The organism is Actinoplanes cyaneus (assembly GCF_016862095.1).
GTDB lineage: Bacteria > Actinomycetota > Actinomycetes > Mycobacteriales > Micromonosporaceae > Actinoplanes > Actinoplanes cyaneus.
Window position 1 is genome coordinate 65,161 of sequence record NZ_BOMH01000061.1, and the last position, 20,787, is coordinate 85,947.

The following is a 20,787-nucleotide window of genomic DNA, read 5'->3' on the forward strand; positions in this document are numbered from 1 at the left end:
GCGTGAGCCGATTCCGCACCTGCTCGAGCGTCGCGACGCCGAGGAATCGCGGAGTTCCGAGCGGGGAGAACCGGCCGGCGAGCGGCTCAGGGAGCGAAGTCGGCCCGATCGTGGTCGAGGCCGTAGAGCGGCAGATCGGGTGTGACCCATGCCGCGAACGCAGCGGCGGCGGCGTGAAGTGGGGTCACCCGGCGAGCCTACTGTCCGCAACGTCGCACAGGCAGCCCCCCGCACCGCAACGCCGGCCTCGAACGTGCCGGATCGTTTCAACTGTTGACGAGCAACCAGCGACCTCCGTAGCCTGGATAATGTCTGAAACGTTTCATCACCGAAGAAAGCGGGACCGCCCGATGAGCCTCTCCCTGGACCAGATCAAGGAGACGCTGCGCGCCCAGCGCATCGAAACCCCCTCCTGGGCGTACGCGAACTCCGGCACCCGGTTCAAGGTCTTCCCGCAGCCCGGCGTCCCCCGCGACCCGTACGAGAAGATCGCCGACGCCGCCGTGGTGCACCGCCTGACCGGGATCGCCCCGACCGTCTCCCTGCACATCCCGTGGGACCGGGTCGACGACTTCACCAAGCTCGCCGAACACGCCCAGGAGCAGGGCGTCACGCTCGGCGCCGTCAACTCCAACGTGTTCCAGGACGAGGACTACAAGCTCGGCTCGGTCACCAACCCCGACCCGCGGGTGCGCCGCAAAGCCACCGATCACCTGCTGCAGTGCGTCGACGTGATGGACGCGACCGGCTCGCGCGACCTCAAACTGTGGTTCTCCGACGGCACGAACTACCCCGGTCAGGACGACATCCGCGCCCGGCAGGACCGCCTCGCCACGGCGCTGCGCGAGGTCTACGACCGGCTCGGAGACAACCAGCGCATGCTCGTCGAGTACAAGCTGTTCGAGCCGGCCTTCTACACGACGGATCTGCCCGACTGGGGCACCGCGTACGCGCACTGCCTCGAGCTCGGCCCGAAAGCCCAGGTGGTGATCGACACCGGCCACCACGCGCCCGGCACCAACATCGAGTTCATCGTCGCGTTCCTGCTGCGGCAGGGGAAGCTCGGCGCGTTCGACTTCAACTCGCGCTTCTACGCCGACGACGACCTGATGGCGGGCGCCGCGGATCCGTTCCAGCTGTTCCGGATCATGTACGAGATCGTCCGTGGCGACGCGCTCGACCCGGCCTACGGCATCAACTTCATGCTCGACCAGTGCCACAACATCGAGGCGAAGATCCCGGCGATCATCCGCTCGGTGCTCAACGTCCAGGAGGCGACGGCGAAGGCGCTGCTCGTGGACCGGGACGCGCTCGGCGAGGCCCAGCGCTCGGGCGACGTCCTGGCGGCGAACGCGGCGCTGATGGACGCGTTCAACTCCGACGTACGCCCGCTGCTGGCCGGCCTGCGCGCCGAGAACGGTCTCGACCCGGACCCGATCGCCGCCTACCGCCGGTCGGGTTACCAGGAGAAGATCGCCACCGAGCGGGTCGGGGGCGAGCAGGCCGGCTGGGGCGCCTGACCACAGTCTCCCGCACCCCATCCCCGGCGCACCGTCCGCGCCGGCCCGCCCAGCCCTCATCCACAACCCGGCGCGGCAGCCCGGTGCCACAACTGACAGCAGCGCGAGCTCAACGCCGCAGCCGGCAGTGCCGCGACTCGCGGCTCTGGCTGGTGCTCACGGTGGTCATGAGGCGGGAATGACCACCGTGAGCACCAGCCGGCAAGCGCGGGTCGCGGCGCGGGCCGGAGCCGGGATCACTTCGCGGCCGGCTGATCAGAGGCGGCGGATCACCGAGACGACCTTGCCGAGGATGGTGGCGTTGTCGCCGGGGATCACCTGATATGCCGGGTTCTGCGGGACCAGCTCGACGTGCTTGCCCCGCAGCCGCAGCGTCTTCACCGTCGCCTCGCCGTCGATCATGGCGGCGACGATCTCCCCGTTCTCCGCGACCGGTTGCTGGCGGACGACCACCACGTCCCCGTCGCAGATGGCGGCATCGATCATGGAGTCGCCCTTGACGTTGAGGGCGAACAGCGTCCCGTGACCGACCATGCCGGTGGAGACGGTCAGCTGATCACGCACGTGCTCGTCGGCGAGGATCGGAGCACCGGCCGCGATGTCGCCGAGCACCGGGATCGTCACCACCGGGTCGGACGAGGCCGGCTCACGGACACCCGCGGAACGCGCACCGTGCGGCTCGCGGACGTCGACGGCCCGGGAACCGTGCGGCTGGCGGCGGAGCAACCCGTGTCGCTCCAGCACCTTCAGGTGGTGCGCCACCGACGACGGCGAGACCAGCCCGACCGCGGCCCCGATCTCCCGCACGGTCGGCGGGAAGCCCCGCTCCCGCACCGAGTCGCGGATCACCGCGAGAATGCGCTGCTGCTTGGCGGTTATCTGCTGCTTGGCGGCTATCCGTGGCTGCGATTCGTCGTCACCGGCATCGACGCTCATGTCCGCACCCTACCCCATGATTAGATCAGATGTACGAATCGTGACCGGAACCGCACGTTCGGGTGATCCGATCACCGCCCGTCCGCACCTGCTCCACAAGCACCCGGCGCAGTCCCGGACACCCGGCTCGTCCCCTACCGAGTCAGCGGCCTCACGCGGCCCGGGAGTCAGCGGACGAAGAGCAGGAACAGACCCGCCCAGGTGCAGCCGATCATGAACAGCACCAGCGGGAACTCGTCAGCCAGCGTGGCCAGCAGAGGCCTGGGTCGCTCAGCGGAGGCCAGAGCCGCGTCGTGCGCGACGATCACTCCGAGGACGTGTCCGACAAGGATCAGCGTGACCTGCGCGGTCGCGATCACGGACGGGATCGGCATGACGTTCCAGGCCACGCCCGGCGCCAGTCCCCACTCCTGCACGAGCAGGAGGAACCCGCGCGGCGCCTCCACGATCAGCAGCGACAGGTAGTGCGCCAGCGCGTACCCCACCGCGATCGGGATCAGCGAGGCCGTCACGTCCAGGCGTCCCGCGGTCCCGCGCACCGCGAGCAGCACCCCGGCGCAGATCAGCACCAGCGCGGCGGTGGCATAGAGCGGCGCATGCCCGGCCCGCTGCACGAACCCGGCCCACGCCGGCGACCCGGACGCGCTGTCGAAGACCGTCGAACCCCACCACACCGCCACGAAGGCGGCCAGCGACGCCGGTGAGACCGCGAACGGCGCCGCCAGCCCCCTCAGCGGCCGGCGCCAGCGCACGGGACTGAGGCGGCCGGCTAGCGACGAGTACACCTCGAAGCAGTCACCCCGGGCGAACCACTCCTCGCCCCGGAGAACGGCCGACCCGAGTTGCGCGATCGCATACCCCAGCAGACCGAGACCGATCACCAGCGGATCGGTCCGATGCGGCGCCACGAGCTCGAACCACACGAACGCGAGCAACCAGAGCACCGCGGGCCACGCGCCCGAGCCGGCACGTGGTCGCAGCCCGGCCCGCGGAAGCCGCAACAGCCGGAACAGCGTCCGCAGCGGATTCACCGCCCGCCACACCGGCCCGAAGATCACACTGAGCGGCACCAGGCCGACCCACAGCCACACGAACAGCGCGTGCGCCGCCGGGTTCGTCGCGTCCCGCGGCCCGGCCAGCGCATTCCCGGTCAGATAGAGACAAAGACCCAGGACGATTGCTTGCGGTACGGCGATCCAGCCGCCCGTCCGCACGAAACGGGCCGTGCCACCGCTCAACCGCGGCCTGGTCCACAGCACCGCCGCGATCAGGAAGGACAACACCACTGTCGCGGCGCCGGCCTGCAACACCAGATCGAGGGGCAGCGGCAGATCGGAGGAGTTGCCGACACCGTGAGCGAGCAGGCTCACTTCACCTCGAGCTGGAGGAGCAGCGTGTCCGGGTGGGCCTCGACGTCGAAGAGCCCGGCCTGCGAGGCCACGAAGACGACGCACATCGGCTGGCCGGGCTGCACCTGGTACTCCAGGTCGTAACCGTGCACGTGGATCTGCGCCGCGGTGTCGGCCGAGACGCCGAGCCGCACCTGACTGCCGAGGGGCACGCTCACCCGGTGCGGCGCCGGGGAGGCCTTCCCGTCCTGCAGAGCGGCGTTCGCGACGACCTGATCGGGCGCCGCCGAACCGCACGCGGCCGGGGCCGCGGCCTGCGCCGCCGGCGCCTGGGTGCACCCGGGCAGCAGCGCGAGCGCGGCCAGCAGGAACGGCACCAACCGCCTCCCCGCGCCACCGGCGGGAGCCACGGGCACGGCCACCATTGACGGGATCGGTTCGGGAGAGCTGGGCGAGGCAGGCCGCCGCGCCTGCCAACGGGCCAGCGACAGGACCGCCAGCTGCAGGAAGATCGCGATCGACGCCGACGACACCAGCAGCACGAACGCCGCGAACAGCGACGGGAGCGAGACCAGGCTGGGCGCCAGCACCAGCGTTTTCACCCCGATCAGCGCCGGCAGGGTCAGGAACGCCGACGACACCAGCAGCAACAGAGCGATCAGCACCTCACACCCCCTCCTCGGCGACGGCCGCCCGCTGCGCCAGGGTGCGCAGCACGGAGGCGCCGGCGATCGCCACTCCCGCGCCGAGGCCCAGCGCCAGCACGACGAGGATCCGCTCCAGAGCGGCCGGCCCGGCGAACGGGAGCACCGCCCGGTGGAACGACGTCACGTCCGGCAGCACGAACACCGCGGTCAGCGCCGCCCCCGCGCAGACGGCGAGCAGCCCGGCCGGCCTGCCGCGCAGCGCGACCCAGGCGCCGCCCAGCATCAGTGGCCAGCTCAGCAGGTTGATCCCGGCGGCGTTGAGGAACGTGCCGGCGACCGGCGCGGACTCGACGGCGAGCGTGGACCCGGTGACGTGCGCGACCGACGCGGCCATCGCCACGAGACCGGCCGCGGAGAGCAGCAGGTCGGCACGGTGCAGGCGCCGGGCGATCACGGGAATGGCCACGGCCGCCACGATAGCCAGCCCCCACCAGGGCAACGGCTCCGGCGGGCGCTCGCCGGTGAGCACGCCGCTGACGGTGACGGCGGTGCCGCCGGCGTCGAGCGAGAGCTCCCACTCCGCCGTACGCCCGGAATCGATCTCCTTGTTCTCGGGTGTCGACCTTGAATCTGCCCAGGTCAGCGTCTCGCCGGGGGCAACTGTCCGGTTGATGCCGCTGATCGTGACCGGGCGGCCCGTCCGGTTTGTGAGGCGCAGCTTCGCGCCGTCCTCGATCGCGATCACGGTGAGGCCCGGGATCTCCGGTGTGATCGCCGTTACCCTGCTGCGCGCGTCGGTCGCGACGAGCCCACCGGCGTGCGCCGACGCCGGAGCGCCGGAACCGAGCACGATCGCCCCGGCGACCAGCGCCAACGTCGCCAGCCGCCGGACCACGTGCCACCGTCTCATTCGGACTGCAGGAACTGGATGCTGCGGGTCACCAGCACCGTCCCCGCGCCGGTCAGCGCGGTGAGGGTCAGCAGGCCGCTGACCATGTGGATGTTCCACCCGACGGACCCGGTCTGGAGCTGACCGACGAGCAGCACCGCGCCCCAGACGGCCGGCGGCGCGATCAGGCCGAGCGTGACCCAGCGGCCGGTGACCGGCCACGTCATCAGACGGTTCCCCAGGCGCAGCACGAGCTCGACGACCGGCGCGGCGATCGCCACGGTGAGCTGCGGCCACCACGGCCCCTCGGAGTCGAACATCAGGTGCATGAGCAGCGCGGGAACGGAGACCAGAGCGGTCGGCAGGCCGATCGGCAGCGGCCAGCGGCGGCCGATCATCAGGATCGGGACGAGCAGCAGAACCGTGCTGAACAGGTACCCGTGGACGAGCTGACCGTCGGTGGAGAACACATTCGGCACGTCGACGCCGGAACCGAGGTGGCGGAAGCCCAGCGCGCTGGCGTGCAGCGAGTAGATGTGCAGCGGCAGCACGGCGAAGAGCGCGGAGATGCCGACCAGCCACGCCCCGCCCGCGCTCAGCTTGCGGCCGGGCACGGTGGCGGTCATCAGCGCCGGGCCCATCGCGACCAGCACCATGCCCAGGATGATCAGCTCGTGGCTCGGGCTGACGAAGATCTCCAGGTTCTTCTCGATCCCGAAGATGTTGTGCCAGAGCGTGTCCATACCCCCGCCGACCAGCAGCGACGCCATGCCGAGCAGCGGGATCCGCAGGGCGTTGGGCAGGGCGATCAGGGTCCGGTACGTCGGGATCGCCGGAAGCCGCGATCGCATGATCCAGAGCAGGGTGAAGCCGGACGCCGCGATGCCCGAGTAGAGCACCCCGTGCCACGGTGTCCAGAAGGTCTCCAGCTCGGGCGTGGTCGCATGCGCATACGCGTCGAGCTGCAGGCCGATCACCAGCCAGGCGCTCGCCACCAACAGCACCCACCGCTCGCGCGCGGTGAACGCGGCGACGGCCGGCGTCGCCTCGGCCGGCTGTGGCCGTTCCACGGACGTCGTCACGTCTCCTCCTCCGTTCGAAACCAGGCGACCGTAACCTACATCGCTCTTGTTACATGGATCGATCAGATTCCGGACCCTGTGGACAACGGCTCGACGCGGTACGCATGATCACGGCCGATAGGGTGGCTGCCGTGGCGAACCTGCGGGCAACCCAGAAGCTGATGACCAGGCGGCTGCTTCTGGATCACGGGCTGACGCTCTTCCACGACAAGGGGTACGCCTCCACCACGATCGACGAGATCGCGGCCGCGGCCGGCACCACCCGCACCACGTTCTACCTGCACTTCGCGTCGAAATCGCAGCTGATGCAGGCCCTGATCACGGACGTCGCCGACATTCTCACCGGCGCCGACGACCCGCCGCTGGCCGAGGTGGTCGAACGCGGCGACCGGGCGCTGATCGAGCAGTGGATCGACCGGAAGTTCGACCAGTGGACGTCCATCCGCTCCTACCTGGTCGCGGCATACCAGGCCGCGGCCATCGAGCCGGAGATCGCCGCGGCGCTGGAAACCTGGTTCACGGCGACCACCGGCGCCATGCAGGAAGGACTGGACCGGGCCGGCCGATTCGACACGGCGAGCCGGAACGTCCGCTGCGTGCTGGCGTTCGGCCAGTTCGAGTTCGTGGCCCGGCGGTGGTTACGGAACGGCTGGACACTCGACCGCGACACCACCCTCCGGTCGCTCACCGATTCCTGGTGCCACCTGCTGGCATGACCGCCCCTCGACGTCGCCCACCCGAGGCCGCGAATCAGGCGAGATGGGCCAGTTGTTCCTCGAGGTGGAAGACCTGGTCGAGGACCAGCATGCCCTCGTCGGGGCGCAGCTCACCGAGGGCGGGGAAGAAGCCGGCCATCGCGGCCTGCCAGCGGCCGTTGACCTCGGTGCGGGCCATCGCCTCCTGCGTGGCCGCGAAGTCGTCGGTCTCCAGAGTGCCGACCAGCAGGCCGTCCGGGCGCAGGAACAGCCGGTAGTTCCGCCAGCCGGTCTCGTGCAGCGCCCGCAGCATGTCCGGCCAGACGGCGGCGTGCGCCTCGCGGTAGGCGTCCAGCTTGGCAGGGTCGACCTGGAGCGTGAAGCAGACGTGGGTCACTCTGTGAAACGTATCAGTCGGCAGGTGGCGTGGAACAGTCCTGCACATCGACTCGACTCGCAGGCCCGCCGCACTCCCGACCCGCCACGGCGGTGACACCGGGTCGCGCCTCGGATCGTTGTGCACTCGGCTGCCTCCGCGGCCCGCGCGGCGTCGTCACCAGCGTCGATGCTCGCCTGGGCGGGGCGGCTCAGCGGGTGCTCAGCGTCGGAAGCGCACGGTGTTGTTCGGGGCCCCTGGTGAGAATCCGCACGTGAGTGGTCATTTTCACGGCATACGGGTATGCCGAGGTGCGCTGTACTAAGCGGACAGACTGGGACGGGAGCAGGCAATGACTCAAGCAAGTCGCCGCCAACGCGTGGTCGTGGTGGGGGCCGGTTTCGGTGGACTCTTCGCGATCAAGGCACTGCGCAAGGCTCCGGTGGACATCACCCTCATCAACGGTACGGCGTACCACCTCTTCCAGCCGCTGCTCTACCAGGTGGCGACCGGCATCCTGTCCGAGGGTGAGATCGCTCCGCCGATCCGCGAGGTGCTGAAGAACCAGGACAACGTCGACGTCCGGCTCGGCTGGGTGTCGGACATCGACATCGAGAAGAAGGTCGTCGCCGTCTCCGGCCCGGGCATCGACTACACCGTGGAGTACGACACGCTCATCGTGGCGGCGGGCGCCTCCCAGTCGTACTTCGGCAATGACCAGTTCGCCGATCACGCGCCCGGCATGAAGAGCATCGATGACGCGCTCGAGCTGCGTGCCCGGATCTTCGGCGCGTTCGAGGTCGCCGATCTGCACACCGACCCGGAGACGATCCAGCGGTGGCTGACCTTCGTCGTCGTCGGCGCCGGCCCGACCGGCACCGAGCTGGCCGGCCAGATCGCCGAGCTGGCCCACCGCACCCTGCCGGGGCAGTACAAGCACATCGACCCCCGCAAGGCGCGGATCATCCTGGTCGACGCGATCGGGGCGGTGCTCAACACGTTCGGCGACCACCTCTCCGCCGGCGCCCAGCGCCAGCTGGAGAAACTGGGTGTCGAGGTCAAGCTGAACACCAAGGTCGTCGGGGTCGACTCGACCGGCATCGAGGTCGAGGACGCGAACGGCCGGCACACCATCCCGTCGATCACCAAGGTCTGGGCGGCCGGTGTCGCCGCTCCGCCGCTGGCCCGCAAGCTGGCCGAGGCCGCCGGAGCGAAGACCGACCGGGCCGGCCGGGTGTTCGTGGAGAAGGACACCACGCTGCCCGGGCACCCCGAGATCTTCGTGCTCGGCGACATGATGAACCTGGCCGGTGAGGACGGCAAGCCGTTGCCCGGGGTGGCGCAGGTCGCCATCCAGAGCGGCCGGCACGCCGCCGACCAGATCAAGCGGCGGCTCAGCGGGAAGGAGACCGGGCAGCCCTTCAAGTACTTCGACAAGGGCAGCCTCGCGACGATCTCCCGGTTCTCCGCGGTGGCCAGCATCGGCAAGGTGCACCTGTCCGGCTTCCTGGCCTGGGTGGTGTGGGTCGCTGTGCACCTGTTCTACCTGGTCGGCTTCAAGAACCGGGTGACGGCGGTGCTGCACTGGGCGGTCAGCTTCATCGGCCGCGGGCGGTCCGAGCGGGTGGCCACGCAGCAGCAGGCGTTCGCTCGCCGGGCGATCCGAGCCTATGGCGACCCCTTCGAGAGGGAGCGCGCCGAGGCGGTCACGGCCCACAAGAAGGAGCTGCTCGACAACGCCGCCCCGGCCGAGAAGCAGCCGGCAACCGCCACGCCGGAGCGGGAGCCGCTCAGCGTCCGGGAGTGATCACGCGGACCAGGCGGTCGGCCGGCGCAGGAAAGCGGCACCTGCGCCGGCCACTTGCCCCGCCTGGCGCACATAGCATCGTTCCGATCACTGACGGTCACCCTAAGGTTCAGCTCACCGTGGGGGCGCCGGCGGCACCGGCTCCATGACCTTCGACGGCGTACGTGGATCGGGAATTGCTGGTAGAACGGGGTTCGCGCTCTCCGGATGGAGCACCGCGGCCGACCGATCCGGCATCGATCTCGCGTCGGGTGTCTCGAACCTGACCGTCGACCGGCGGTAACCTGGCGTTCGATCATTAGGTAGCGTGTACCGGCCCCGGCCGGGAAACCCGGATCAGTGGGCGCCAGCGCTGCCGAAGAGAGAAGGCCCCGATTGATACCGGTCTCCGCCGCGACCGTGATGGCCCTACGGCAGCCGGCACTGGCCCCGGTCTTCGGGACCCTCACCCTGTTCACCGGCCGGATGGGCTCGGGCAAGAGCACTCTCGCTCTGCAGAATGCGTTCAACCGCCGCCAGGCCGGCCGCCCCGGCGTGTTACTGACCAGCCAGGACAGGGCCGGCGAGGGAATCATGTCGTCACGGCTCGGGGTGACCGCCGACGCGATCGAGGTCACCACGGGGATGGATCTGGCCGCCCTGGTCGTCGACCGGGTGCCGACCGGGGGTTTCGTGATCGCCGACGAGGCACAGTTCCTCACTCCGGAGCAGGTGGAGCAGCTGGCCTGGGCCGCGGACGAGCTGGCCGTCGACATCGACTGCTACGCCATCACGACTGACTTCCTGTCCCGGCTGTTCCCGGGCGCGCAGCGCCTGGTCGAGCTGGCCGACGTGATCACGCCGTTGCAGGTGGAGGTGACCTGCTGGTGCGGTCGTCCCGGCCGGCAGAACGCGCGGATCGTCGACGGCCAGGTGGCGCGGGCCGGTGAGCAGGTCGCGGTCGGCGACACGTCGGAGACGTCCGCGGTGTCCTACCGGGTGCTGTGCCGCCGTCACTGGCGCAACGGCGAGCCCGGCCCCGCGTAACCAGAGACAGGCCCGCGCGTGACCAGAGCCCGGCTCCGCATAACCGCTGCCGGGCCCGCCGAGGGGAGACCGGCCGGTCAGCAGGTGCCGGTGCCCCACCACCGGCACGCCACGGTCCACATGTCGGCGGTCACCAGCCGCACCTCACCACCGGCGTCGTCGAGCACCGCCCGCCCACCGGCCAGCGGCACGTCGATCGTCTCACCGGGCCGCAGGATCGTCGGCTCGTCGAAGCGATGCCGATACCGTCCGCCGACCATGACGTGTCCCTGCAGGTTCACCGGTGATCCGCCGATGCCGGTCAGGGTGACCTTCTCGATCCCGCCGTACTTGACCTTCAGTTCGACCGTGCCGGTGAGCGGGCTCCCGCACCGCACCAGGCACGGGTAGACGAACGATCGCCGCAGGTCACCTTGCGGATCGAAGAGGTACGCGCCGTCGCCCGCCCCGGGGTGCGCCGGGTCGGTGTTGGTGAGGATCTGCGCGTCCAGCCCCCAGTGCTTGTGGGTCGCGCTGTCCCGCCCCCTGCCGACGTGCACGTAGATCCGCCCGCCCGCCGGCACGACCGTTCCCCGCGCGAACGTGTACCGCCGCAGCCCCGAGTCCCGTACCCACCACCCGCTCAGGTCCACGGCACGGGGTCCGGTGTTCCCGACCCGCACCCACTCGTCGTCGAGGTCGCCGCCGGCCGCGTCGGGGTTGGCCCACACGGTCAGCTTCGCGCCGGACGCCGGCCCGGTCCCGCAGGCGTCGTCGTCCCACAGGCCTTTCCGCCGCGGCGCCGCTTCCGCCGCCGCCCGCGCGTAGGCCTGGTCCCACGCGCCCTCCCCGGGGAACGCCAGCGCCAGCGCATGCCCTCGTTGCACCAGGTCGGAGCCGAGGTCCACCCATCGCCCGCCGATCCGCACGGCGATCGACCGCAGCGGCCGTCCGCGACTGCTGCTGCTCGCGTGTTGCGCGGTCAGCCGTACCACGCCGTTCGCGGCCTTGACCAGCTGCTCCACCCGGGCGGTGGCCTCCAGCGCGTGGCATTCACCGCGGCGCCGTGCCGGGTTCGGCGAGTATCGGTGCTGTTCCATGGCCTGCACGCCGATCAGCCGGACGGACCGGGCGGCGGCCCGGCCTACGCGGACCATCAGCGTGTCCCCGTCCGGCACCCAGTCGACCTTGCCGGTCCACACCGTGCAGCGCGGGCTTCCGGTGCCGGGCCGGCAGGCGACGGTCGCCGCGGCCGCGGGCGCCGGCATCACGGCGGCGGTCAGCGCGATGGAGGCGGCGAGCGCAACGAGTCGGCGCAGCATGCCCTCACGATCGGCACATCTCGGTCACCGCCTGAGGCGGTGCTTCGCAGTGCGGTTTCGCTCCCCCAAGGTCGTTAGCTAAGCTAAGCACCTAGGTAAGGAGCGCCGCTTGTCCCACGTCCCACGCCGCGCCCCGCGGGCCGGCATCCACCCCGACAAGTCGAAGAGCTGGCTGCGGCGCGCCTGGCCGCTGCTCAAGGCCCACCGGGCGCTGCTGATCACGTCGCTCGCGCTCTCCTTCATCGGGCTGATCGTGCAGGTGCAGATCCCGAATCTCGTCCGGGTCGGCATCGATCGCGCCCTCGTCACGCACACCGCCGGGCTCACGCGCTATGTGTGGCTGATCGCCGGTCTGGCGCTCACCCAGGGCGTCATCAACTACCTGGCCAGGCTCTATCTACTGCGTACGGCGTACGAGCTGGAGTACGACCTGCGCAGCATCGTGTTCAGCCACCTCATGCGGATGTCCTACGGCTTCTACGACCGCGTCCAGTCCGGTGAACTGATGTCGCGCGCCACCTCCGACATCCGCGCCGTGCAGATGTACCTCACGTTCGGCCCGTCGATCCTGGTCCAGTGCATGATCGCGGTGATCGCGTTCGTCCTGATGCTCTCGATCAACCCGCTCCTGGCCGTGGTGGCGATGCTGACCATGCCGGCGGTCGCGGTGCTCGGCGTCCGCATGCGCAAGGCGATCTTCCCGGTCTCCTGGCTGATCCAGTCGCGCCTGGCCGGTGTCGCCACCGTGGTCGACGAGAACATCCAGGGGGTACGCATCGTCAAGGCGTTCGCCGCGGAACAGCGCCAGGTCGACACCCTCGCGAGCGCCGCCGACCGGGTGCGCTGGGCCTACACGACGGACGCGCGGCTGCGCAGCCGGTGGACCCCGGTGATGGACAACCTGCCGCGGCTCGGGCTGGCGCTGGTGCTGCTCGTGGGCGGGCTGATGGTGCTGCACGGGCACGCGACGGTGGGGACGGTGGTGGCCTTCAACTCGTACGTGCTGATGTTGCAACCGCCGTTCCGGATGCTCGGCATGATCATCATGATGGGCCAGCGGGCCGCGGCGTCGTCGCAGCGCATCTACGACATTCTCGACACCCCGGCGGAGATCGTCGACCCGCCGTCGCTGGAGGTCCCGCCAGCGCGCGGTGACCTGCGGTTCCGGGAGGTCACCTTCGCCTACCCCGACGGCACCGCCGCCCTGACCGGCCTCGACCTGCACATCCGTCCCGGCGAAACGGTCGCCCTGGTCGGCGCGACCGGCAGCGGCAAGTCGACCGTCGGCCGCCTGGCCGCCCGCTTCTACGACGTCACCGGCGGGCAGGTGCTGCTCGACGGCACCGACGTGCGCGACTATCCCCTCGAGACGCTGCGCGACCGGGTCGGCATCGTCCCCGACGAGCCGTTCCTCTTCTCCGTCTCGCTGCACGACAACATCGCCTTCGGCCGGCCCGCCGCGACCCGCGAGCAGGTCGTCGCGGCGGCGACGGCGGCCGGCGCGGACGCCTTCATCAGAGACCTTCCGGAGGGGTACGACACGGTGGTCGGCGAGCGCGGCTACACGCTCTCCGGCGGTCAGCGGCAGCGGGTCGCGATCGCGCGGGCGTTGCTGGTCAACCCGCCGGTGCTGATCCTCGACGACGCGACCAGCGCCGTCGACGTCCGCGTCGAGCACGAGATCCACGAGTCGCTGCGCGCGCTGATGGCCGGCCGCACCACGATCATGGTGGCGCACCGGCTCGCCACGATCGGCCTCGCCGACCGCGTGATCCTGATCGAGAACGGTCGCGTGGCCGCCGACGGCACCCACGCGTCGCTGCTGGCCACCGAGCCGCGGTACGCGCGGGTCCTGGCCGCGTCCAGCGAGGAGCAGGAGGCCGTGGCATGAGCATGTTCGGCGGCGGGTTCGGCGGGCCCGGCGGCGCGATGCCCGGCGGGATGAGCGGCGCCCGCCGGGATCGGCCGGGCGGCGCCCCGTTCGCCGGGATCCCGGCCGAGCTGGCCGCCGGGGTGGCCCGCCTGGAGTCGTCCGAGCCACCCCTCGACCCGCCGAGGGAGACGTTCCACCAGCAGCCCGACAACCGGCGGCTCACGCTCGGGACGCTGCTGGCCAACCGCCCCGCGGTGCTGGTCACCGCCGCGGTCGCCGTCCTGGCCGAGGCCCTGCTGCTGCAGGCCGGGCCGCTGCTCGTGCAGATCGGCATCGACCACGGCATCGTGGCGCGCGACGTGCCGGTGCTGGTCCTGTCCGCTGTCGCGTTCCTGGCGGCGGTCGGGCTGACCGCGTTCGCGTCCGGGGTGCGGATCCGGCAGAGCGGGCGGCTCGCCGCCTACGTCACCCGTGACCTGCGGGTCCGTGTCTTCAAGCACCTGCAGCGGCTCAGCCTGGACTTCTACACCAGGGAGAAGGCCGGGGTCACGATGACCCGGATGACCTCCGACGTCGAGGCGATCCAGCAGCTGCTGCAGGACGGTTTCGCGCAGTTCCTGATCCAGGGGCTCACCATGATCGTGGTGACAGTGGTGCTCGTGCACTACGACGCGGAGCTGGCCGCGATCACGTTGCTGCTGGTCGTGCCGCCCCTCGCGGCGCTGTCGATCTGGTTCAGGAAAGCTGCCGACCAGGGGTACGAGCGGCAGCGCGACGCCATCGCGGGACTCTTCTCGCACCTCTCCGAGAGCCTTTACGGCGTACGCGTGATCACCGCCCACAACCAGCAGCAGCGCAGTGTCGCCGAGCATCGCGAGGTGGTCGGCGCCTACCGCGACGCCAACGACCACACCGGGCGGATCAGCGCCGTCTACGGCCCGGGCAGCTCGGTGATCGGCCTTCTCGGGCTGGCCGCGCTGCTGCTCATCGGCGGGCGCATGGTGCTGCGCGGCGAGCTGACCATCGGCGAGCTGACCGCGTTCGTGCTCTACATCAACGCGTTCTTCCAGCCGGTCCAGCAGCTCGTGCAGCTCTACACCAACTATCAGCAGGCCCGGGCCGCGCTCGGCAAGCTGCGCGGGCTGCTCGGGACGGCACCGTCCGTACCGGAGCGGATCGACGCTCTTGCCCTGCCACCGGCCAGCGGCGGGATCGAGCTGCGGAACGTCTCCTTCGGGTACGACCCCGAGCGCCCCGTGCTCCGCGACGTGACCCTGCGCATCGCCCCGGGCGAGACGATCGCGTGCGTCGGCCCGACCGGCGCCGGGAAGTCGACGCTGGCCAAGCTGGTCGCCCGCCTCTACGACCCGGACCGTGGCGCGGTGCTCATCGACGGCCACGACCTGCGCGATGTCACGCTGGACTCACTGCACCGGCAGGTCGGCGTGGTGCCGCAGGAGCCGTTCCTGTTCGCCGGGACGCTGCGGGACAACATCGCGTTCGCCCGCCCGGACGCCTCCGACGACGAGGTTTCCGCCGCTGTCGACGCCGTCGGCCTGCGCGACCTGGTCGACCGCTCCCCCGACGGCCTCGACACCATCCTGCACGAACGCGGCCAATCGGTCTCCTCCGGCGAACGCCAGCTGATCGCCCTGGCCCGCGTCTTCGTGGCGGCGCCCCGGGTGGTCGTCCTCGACGAGGCCACGTCCAGCCTGGACCTGCGCTCCGAACTGCGGGTCGAGGCCGCCGTCCAGCGCCTGCTCGAAGGACGCACCGCGATCCTCGTGGCGCACCGCCTGTCGACCGCCCGCCGAGCCGACCGCGTCATCGTCGTCGACAACGGCGGCATCCTCGAATCCGGCCACCACGACGACCTGGTCGCGCGCGGCGGTCGTTACGCCACCATGTACGCCACCTGGGAATCCCACACCACAACCCCCGATCCGGGTACGCCCTGAGCCGCCCGCCGAAGCGGCCGCCCAGCCTCGCGACCCAGCAGCCCCACGCCGCCGGCCCCGCCGCCCCACCCACGCCGCACGCCCGGCGTGAGTTCCCGCCGCGGACCTCGCGCAAGGCCGTCTTCCCTCCCGGCCCAGCCGCGGCCGCCGGGCCTCGGCTGGTTCTCATGGGCGTTATTCGTCCCTCATAACGCCCATGAGAACCAGCCCGGACCGCTGGCCGCGCCGCGGCCCGGAGCAGGCCGCAGCCTCGCGCCGCTGCTCGGAGCGGAACCCGCCCACCGACGCCTCGATGCCGCTCGGAGCGGGCTACGGCCGGGCGGGGTTCACAGTCGCTGGAGGACGAGGGTGTCGATGGCGTCGAGCAGGGCGACGTCGTCGGTGCTGTGGGCGGTGACGGTGACCGTGGCGCGGCGGGCCGGGTCGACGATCGCGTACTGGCCGTAGGCGCCGTCCATCCGGTACGTCCCGTCCCCGCTGAGCCAGACCCCGAGGCCGTAGCCGTTCGTGAACCCCGGCCCGTACTCCGACAGCGATGACGTGTCGACCGGATCGGCGGGCAGGCTCCGCACGTACGCCGGAGCAATGATCTGCCGCCCCTGCCACGTGCCCTCCTGGAGCAGCAACTGGGCGAAACGGGACAGCTCCTCGGTGCGCAGGAACAGGTCGCTCTCCGCGAACGGGAACCCGAGCGGACACGTGTGCCAGGCCGGATTGTGCAGGTCGAGCGGCTTGAACAGGCGGGGTTCCAGGTACGCCTTGACGTCGGCGCCGGTGGTCCGGGCGAGGAGGCGGCCGATCGCGTACGGCCCGGAGCCGGTGTACTGGAAACGGGCGCCGGGCTCGGCGTCGAGCGGCGCCGCGACGAACTCGTGCAGCAGGTCGGCCGCGTCGATCCGCTCGTTCGCGTGCCACTTGTGGGTGGAGCCGCTGGTCATCGTGATCAGGTGCCGCAGCGTGACGCGCTCGAAGCCGTCCGCCGCGATGCCGCGCAGCTCCGGGAAGTGGTCCAGGAAATGATCGTCGAGGTCGAACCGGCCCTCGGCGACAGCCATCCCGGCCGCGACCGCGGTGAAGGTCTTCGCCACCGAGTAGAGGTTGACCCGGTCGTCGGAGCGGAACCGGTGACTCAGCGGCGTGCCGCCCTCCCGGTGCACGTGGATGCCGTAGCAGCCGAGACTCTTCTCCTGGTCGGCGCGCACGAAATCGGCGAGCAGATCGTCAGCCATCCCCCGAAACTACCGTTCACCCGGCCGGGACCAGGAAGGCGAACACGCGGACACCGACCGGGCCGGTGGCCAGCGGCGCCGGTGCCGCCGCGGCGACCGTCATGCCGGCCTCCCAGGGCTCACCGTCCAGGAAGACCTCGTTCGTCAGCATCCGGCCGTCCTGGTACGCCGTGAAGAATCGCAGCGCGTGCACCGCCCGGCTCAGCGGCACGTCCTGGAGCGCCACCAGCAGCTGGTCGAAGAGCGGTTCCGCCGACGGCACCGGCTCGGTCGCGAACAGGTCCACCTGCGCGCCCAGGAGCAGCTCGAACTCGCCCGCCGGGTGCCGATAGCGCTCGACCGCGACGTGCTCGGCGGCCGCCTTCCGGTCGATCAGCGCCGCGATCATCGGGTACGCCACGGCCCGCTCGAACATCGCCAGGGTCAGGAAGATCGCCTCTTTCCACGTCGGCGCGACCCCGACGCAACTCTCCACCATCCACGGCCGGGCCAGCGCCGGATGGTTCACCGCGAAGTTCACCTGCGCCACCACGAGCTCCGGAGTCGGCCGCGGAGGCGCCGCCAGGGTCGCCCGGAACTCGGCGTCACCGAGCTTCAGGTCCTCGCCGATCGGGACGCCGTAGGCCGCCATCCAGTGGGCGAAAACGGACGCGGGCGACGGCACACCACCGCTGCCGTTCCCGATCGGCGGCAGCCCGTTGTCCAGCGACACCGGCCCGAGCCGCAGCTTGCCCTGCTCGGCGCCGCCCTGCAGGGCCTGGCTGACGACCGCGACCTCGCTGCTGTACCCGGCGATCCGCGCGATCTCCGCCTCGCCGGCGATCGCGGCGCGCGCCACGGCGGCCCGGAACACCGGGTCGCGGTCGAGGCGCCGGCGGGTCTCACCGTCCAGGAACGTCTCGTCGACCTGCACGCCGCCGAGCACCCGGCGCCCGAACGCGAGCGGCAGGAAGTAGGTCAACCGCTCCGCGAGCCACGGCTCGACACCGCCACTGAGCAGCCGCGCCTTGACCTCGTCGCCCGACGGCGCCTGCGCGCCCTCACAGAACGCCGTGACCCCCACCACAACCGCCTCGTCGAACATCGCGTGAGCCTATCGCCCCGTTGATCTCCCGCAACCCCAAGATCAAGATCAGCTCCCCGCGTACGCCGTGATCATCGGCGCCGGCTCGTGGCTAGTCACCACGGTGGTTATCCGTCGCGGATCGCCACGGTGAGAGCCGGCTCGGCCGCCATGAACACCACCCGCCGGGGAACGTTGGTCTGCACCGGCCCGCGTGTGGTCGGTGGTGAAAACGGATTCGCGTTGCAGAATCGCTCATGACCGCTTCCGCGCTCCGCGCGCTCCTCGCCTCCGGCCAGGTCACCCACGTGCCCGGCATCTACGACCCGGCGACCGCGGCGCTCGCGGTCGCCGCGGGTAACCGGGCTGTGCACCTCTCCGCCGTGGCCGTCTCGGCGACCATGCTGGGCCGTTCCGATCTGGGTTTCGTGCAGGCGACGCAGATCGCCGACCGGGCGGCCACGCTCGTTCCCGCGCTGCGGGGCACGCCGCTGCTGGCCGACGCGGACACCGGTTACGGCGCGCCCCGGCACGCCGTGTGGACCGGGCTCGCATACAGCCGCGCCGGGATCTCCGGGCTGCACCTCGACGACCGGGTGAACCCGGGACGCGGCGGGCCACCGGCCGGCCGGGAGGTGATCGGAACCGGTCTGGCGGCCGCCACTGTCCGGGCGCTGGCCGATCAGGTCCCGGACTTGGCGATCGTCGCGCGGACCGACGCGTACGCCGTGAACGGTCTCGCCGACACGATCGCCCGCTGCGTCGCGTACGCGGAGGCGGGCGCCGACGCGGTCTTCCCCGAAGGGGTGCGGGACATCGGGGAGCTGGCCGCGATCAGTCGCGCGCTCCCCGGCGTACCTCTCGTCGTCAGCCGCAGCGAAGCCGCTGCCCAACTGCCCGCCTGGACCGACGCTGACCTGGCACGAGTCGGGGTACGACTGGTCCTGCATCCGGTCGCTGCGCTGCTCGCCGCCATGCGCGCGGCGTCGGTCACCTATCGCGCGATCGCCGAGACCGGGAGCGCCGAAACCCGGAACGCTGAGGCCCAGAACGCTGAGACCCGGAGCGCTGAGCCGCGGAACGCTGATGCCCGGAACGCTGAAACCAGAACAGCCGAGCCGGTCGAGCGGATGCCATGGGCCGCGTTCACCGCGCTCGCCGCCCAGGACGAGCCCCTCGACGCCCGCTATGTCCCTGACAGGTTGCAGACCTGACCCGTGCCGTCCATGTACCGCCGGCGTCAGGGCCGCCAGCCACGGTCGTCACCAACGGACCGTCCCCCTTACCCGGCCGGACGTCTCGCCAGGGCCCAACTGACGAAGGACCACCCTCCTCTCCGCTGAAACCGCCTACCTGGGCAGAGATCCACGTCAAAAATCTTCAAATCCTGTCATAAGTACATAAATCTTCATCGAACGGCCTAGTGCGCGGCATTCGGCGATCCCGAGGCCACGCGAATGGTGAAGTCGTCAGTGAGCAGATGGCTCCGCCGGATCAGTGCGATAGGGCGGGTTCGCCATCGCCCGCCCTGTCCGGGCCCGCCGTCGAGGCCCGGAATCAGACCTGGCGAGCTCGCCGACGATCAACCGTCGATGCGGCATCGCCGGGAGCCCGTCCCCGCACCCGGATCCATGACCGCCGTCGCCGGCGGTGATCCGGCGTGCCGATGAGACGCCGAGCGGGAGCCGACGAGAAAGCGACCTGCGGGCCCGCACGCCACTGCACGACCGCACGACACAGGATCCCATCACCAGGAGGTTCACCGTGAAACGACTACCCGTCATCGCCCTGGCCGGCATCGGCCTGACCGGAGTGCTCTTCACCGGCTCGCCCGCCCAGGCGTCACCCGGGAACAGCCGGACGACCGAGGTCATCGGCGCACCCGCCGAGGACCCGCTCGACTCGACGTACGACACGCTCAGCGACTGTCTGTCGGCCAAGCAGAACCTGGTCGACAACGGCGACATCGCGGGCGGCAAATGCCAGAAGATCTCCGGCTTCGACTCCGGTGGCAACCCCGCCAAGGTCTACACGATCAGGCCGTCCAGTGGGCCGTCGGACTCCGGCCAGCCCAGCAGCAGCGGATCGACCACGCCGAAGCCCGGCAGCAACTCCAAGGACCCGTTCGGCCTGTGCCAGTGGACCGGCTCTTACCTGCCTCTCAACTGCTGACGAATGCCGTCGTCAGCCGACCGGAAAGCTCGTTGCCAGCCCCTCGGCAACGAGCTTCTGCGCATGTCAGCCGCTTGGCAACGAGCTCCTGCGCATGTCAGCCGCTTGGCAACGAGCTTCTGCGCATGTCAGCCGCTTGGCGACAAGCTTCTGCGCCTGCCGGCCGCGCAGCAACGAGCTTCTGCGCGTGTCAGCCCGCGGTGAGATCGACGGCGGCGCGGCGGGCCGGCAGGGAGCCGGTCCAGTCGTAGACGACCACCGGAATGTCCCCCAGCGTCTCCATGATCAGCGGCTCGACCCTCGGCCACTCCCCGCCGGCGAGGCCGCAGCCGATCCGTGGCATGTGAACCGAGGCGCCGAGCTCCCGCGCGTGCCCGGCCAGCGTGCCCAGGCACTCGCGGATCGCCTCGTACCGCACGGGCGGACCGGCATCGGGCTCGTGACCGGCGCCGGTCTTCAGCCCGTGCCCGGTCATGATGCCGTGCTGGCCCACCATGTTCGCCACCCAGAGCTCCGCCTCGACCGGGACGAGCTGCACCGCCCCCAGCCGGAACGAATCGGCTCGGGACCAGCGACGGAACTCGCGCTCCGGGGCCGGCCAGCGCCGGGAGACGGCGTGGACGAAGCCGCGGCCCCAGGCGCCGATGTCGTTGCAGACGTGCGCGATGATCCGCGGGCCGGGGCCGGGCGGATCGGTGGCGTCACCCACGACGTAGGTCAGCTTCTCCATGGCCCGGATGGTAGTGACGACCTCTGACAGGAATCCGGGTTGACGGAACCCGACCCGAACATCGGGTCCCGCCCCCGTTGTGCACGATGACCCGTGGTCGAAACGGGGACGGGGCGGAAGGTCGGTGAGCCGCC

General features: G+C 70.8%; 18 protein-coding genes. 8 read left to right on the plus strand and 10 right to left on the minus strand.

The features are described from left to right. Positions 1-350 precede the first annotated feature (350 nt). On the plus strand, positions 351-1,520 hold the full coding sequence (gene rhaI, locus Acy02nite_RS36260; protein ID WP_203751861.1) for an L-rhamnose isomerase: 1,170 nt from the start codon (positions 351-353) through the stop codon (positions 1,518-1,520). A gap of 255 nt (positions 1,521-1,775) precedes the next feature. Here rhaI and lexA read toward each other — a convergent pair whose 3' ends face one another. From lexA to Acy02nite_RS36285, 5 genes are all read right to left on the minus strand, one after another. Beyond that, the gene (lexA, locus tag Acy02nite_RS36265; protein ID WP_203751864.1) at positions 1,776-2,456 is read right to left on the minus strand and encodes a transcriptional repressor LexA; all 681 of its coding nucleotides are present in this window, start codon (positions 2,454-2,456) and stop codon (positions 1,776-1,778) included. Positions 2,457-2,623: 167 nt separating this feature from the next. Next, positions 2,624-3,826: a hypothetical protein gene (locus Acy02nite_RS36270; protein WP_203751866.1), complete on the minus strand. Its 1,203-nt coding sequence runs from the start codon at positions 3,824-3,826 to the stop codon at positions 2,624-2,626. After that, positions 3,823-4,470, minus strand: a complete 648-nt coding sequence (locus Acy02nite_RS36275) for a hypothetical protein (RefSeq protein WP_203751868.1) — start codon at positions 4,468-4,470, stop codon at positions 3,823-3,825. The genes Acy02nite_RS36270 and Acy02nite_RS36275 overlap by 4 nt, the downstream gene beginning before the upstream one ends. 1 nt (position 4,471) lies before the next feature. After that, positions 4,472-5,362: a hypothetical protein gene (locus tag Acy02nite_RS36280; RefSeq protein ID WP_203751870.1), complete on the minus strand. Its 891-nt coding sequence runs from the start codon at positions 5,360-5,362 to the stop codon at positions 4,472-4,474. Continuing rightward, positions 5,359-6,423, minus strand: a complete 1,065-nt coding sequence (locus Acy02nite_RS36285) for a hypothetical protein (RefSeq protein ID WP_203751872.1) — start codon at positions 6,421-6,423, stop codon at positions 5,359-5,361. The genes Acy02nite_RS36280 and Acy02nite_RS36285 overlap by 4 nt, the downstream gene beginning before the upstream one ends. Positions 6,424-6,554: 131 nt before the next feature. Here Acy02nite_RS36285 and Acy02nite_RS36290 point away from each other — a divergent pair, with 131 nt between their 5' ends. Further along, positions 6,555-7,139, plus strand: a complete 585-nt coding sequence (locus Acy02nite_RS36290; RefSeq protein ID WP_203751874.1) for a TetR/AcrR family transcriptional regulator — start codon at positions 6,555-6,557, stop codon at positions 7,137-7,139. Between the two features lie 34 nt (positions 7,140-7,173). Here the strand turns inward: Acy02nite_RS36290 and Acy02nite_RS36295 are convergent, their stop codons facing one another. Further along, complete coding sequence (locus tag Acy02nite_RS36295) at positions 7,174-7,515, minus strand: L-rhamnose mutarotase (protein WP_203751877.1); 342 nt, start codon at positions 7,513-7,515, stop codon at positions 7,174-7,176. Positions 7,516-7,846: 331 nt separating this feature from the next. Between Acy02nite_RS36295 and Acy02nite_RS36300 the strand changes: the two genes are divergently transcribed. Continuing rightward, positions 7,847-9,301, plus strand: coding sequence for an NAD(P)/FAD-dependent oxidoreductase (locus Acy02nite_RS36300; RefSeq protein WP_239175500.1), 1,455 nt, complete (start codon positions 7,847-7,849; stop codon positions 9,299-9,301). 402 nt (positions 9,302-9,703) lie between these two features. Beyond that, positions 9,704-10,327 carry a thymidine kinase gene (locus Acy02nite_RS36305; RefSeq protein WP_239175501.1) on the plus strand — a complete coding sequence of 208 codons (624 nt, stop codon included), beginning with the start codon at positions 9,704-9,706 and terminating at the stop codon, positions 10,325-10,327. 77 nt (positions 10,328-10,404) lie between these two features. Here the strand turns inward: Acy02nite_RS36305 and Acy02nite_RS36310 are convergent, their stop codons facing one another. After that, entirely contained in the window at positions 10,405-11,628 is a 1,224-nt protein-coding gene (locus Acy02nite_RS36310; RefSeq protein ID WP_203751879.1) for a lamin tail domain-containing protein, read from the minus strand. Between the two features lie 109 nt (positions 11,629-11,737). Between Acy02nite_RS36310 and Acy02nite_RS36315 the strand changes: the two genes are divergently transcribed. After that, a complete protein-coding gene (locus tag Acy02nite_RS36315; protein WP_203751881.1) occupies positions 11,738-13,519 on the plus strand; it encodes an ABC transporter ATP-binding protein in 1,782 nt (593 codons plus the stop codon). Then, complete coding sequence (locus Acy02nite_RS36320; RefSeq protein WP_203751883.1) at positions 13,516-15,459, plus strand: ABC transporter ATP-binding protein; 1,944 nt, start codon at positions 13,516-13,518, stop codon at positions 15,457-15,459. The genes Acy02nite_RS36315 and Acy02nite_RS36320 overlap by 4 nt, the downstream gene beginning before the upstream one ends. A gap of 326 nt (positions 15,460-15,785) precedes the next feature. Here Acy02nite_RS36320 and Acy02nite_RS36325 read toward each other — a convergent pair whose 3' ends face one another. Together Acy02nite_RS36325 and Acy02nite_RS36330 are read right to left on the minus strand one after the other, a co-directional pair. After that, positions 15,786-16,688 (minus strand): serine hydrolase domain-containing protein, encoded by a 903-nt coding sequence (locus Acy02nite_RS36325; RefSeq protein ID WP_203751886.1) that lies wholly within the window; start codon positions 16,686-16,688, stop codon positions 15,786-15,788. A 16-nt stretch (positions 16,689-16,704) separates the two neighbouring features. Further along, positions 16,705-17,772 (minus strand): DUF6348 family protein, encoded by a 1,068-nt coding sequence (locus tag Acy02nite_RS36330; RefSeq protein WP_203751888.1) that lies wholly within the window; start codon positions 17,770-17,772, stop codon positions 16,705-16,707. A gap of 236 nt (positions 17,773-18,008) precedes the next feature. On the opposite strand from Acy02nite_RS36330, the gene Acy02nite_RS36335 reads away from it, so the two are divergent. Next, positions 18,009-18,965, plus strand: coding sequence for an isocitrate lyase/PEP mutase family protein (locus Acy02nite_RS36335; RefSeq protein WP_203751890.1), 957 nt, complete (start codon positions 18,009-18,011; stop codon positions 18,963-18,965). 550 nt (positions 18,966-19,515) lie between these two features. Continuing rightward, complete coding sequence (locus Acy02nite_RS36340; RefSeq protein WP_203751891.1) at positions 19,516-19,923, plus strand: hypothetical protein; 408 nt, start codon at positions 19,516-19,518, stop codon at positions 19,921-19,923. A gap of 190 nt (positions 19,924-20,113) precedes the next feature. Here the strand turns inward: Acy02nite_RS36340 and Acy02nite_RS36345 are convergent, their stop codons facing one another. Further along, positions 20,114-20,653 (minus strand): macro domain-containing protein, encoded by a 540-nt coding sequence (locus Acy02nite_RS36345; RefSeq protein WP_203751894.1) that lies wholly within the window; start codon positions 20,651-20,653, stop codon positions 20,114-20,116. Positions 20,654-20,787: the final 134 nt, after the last annotated feature.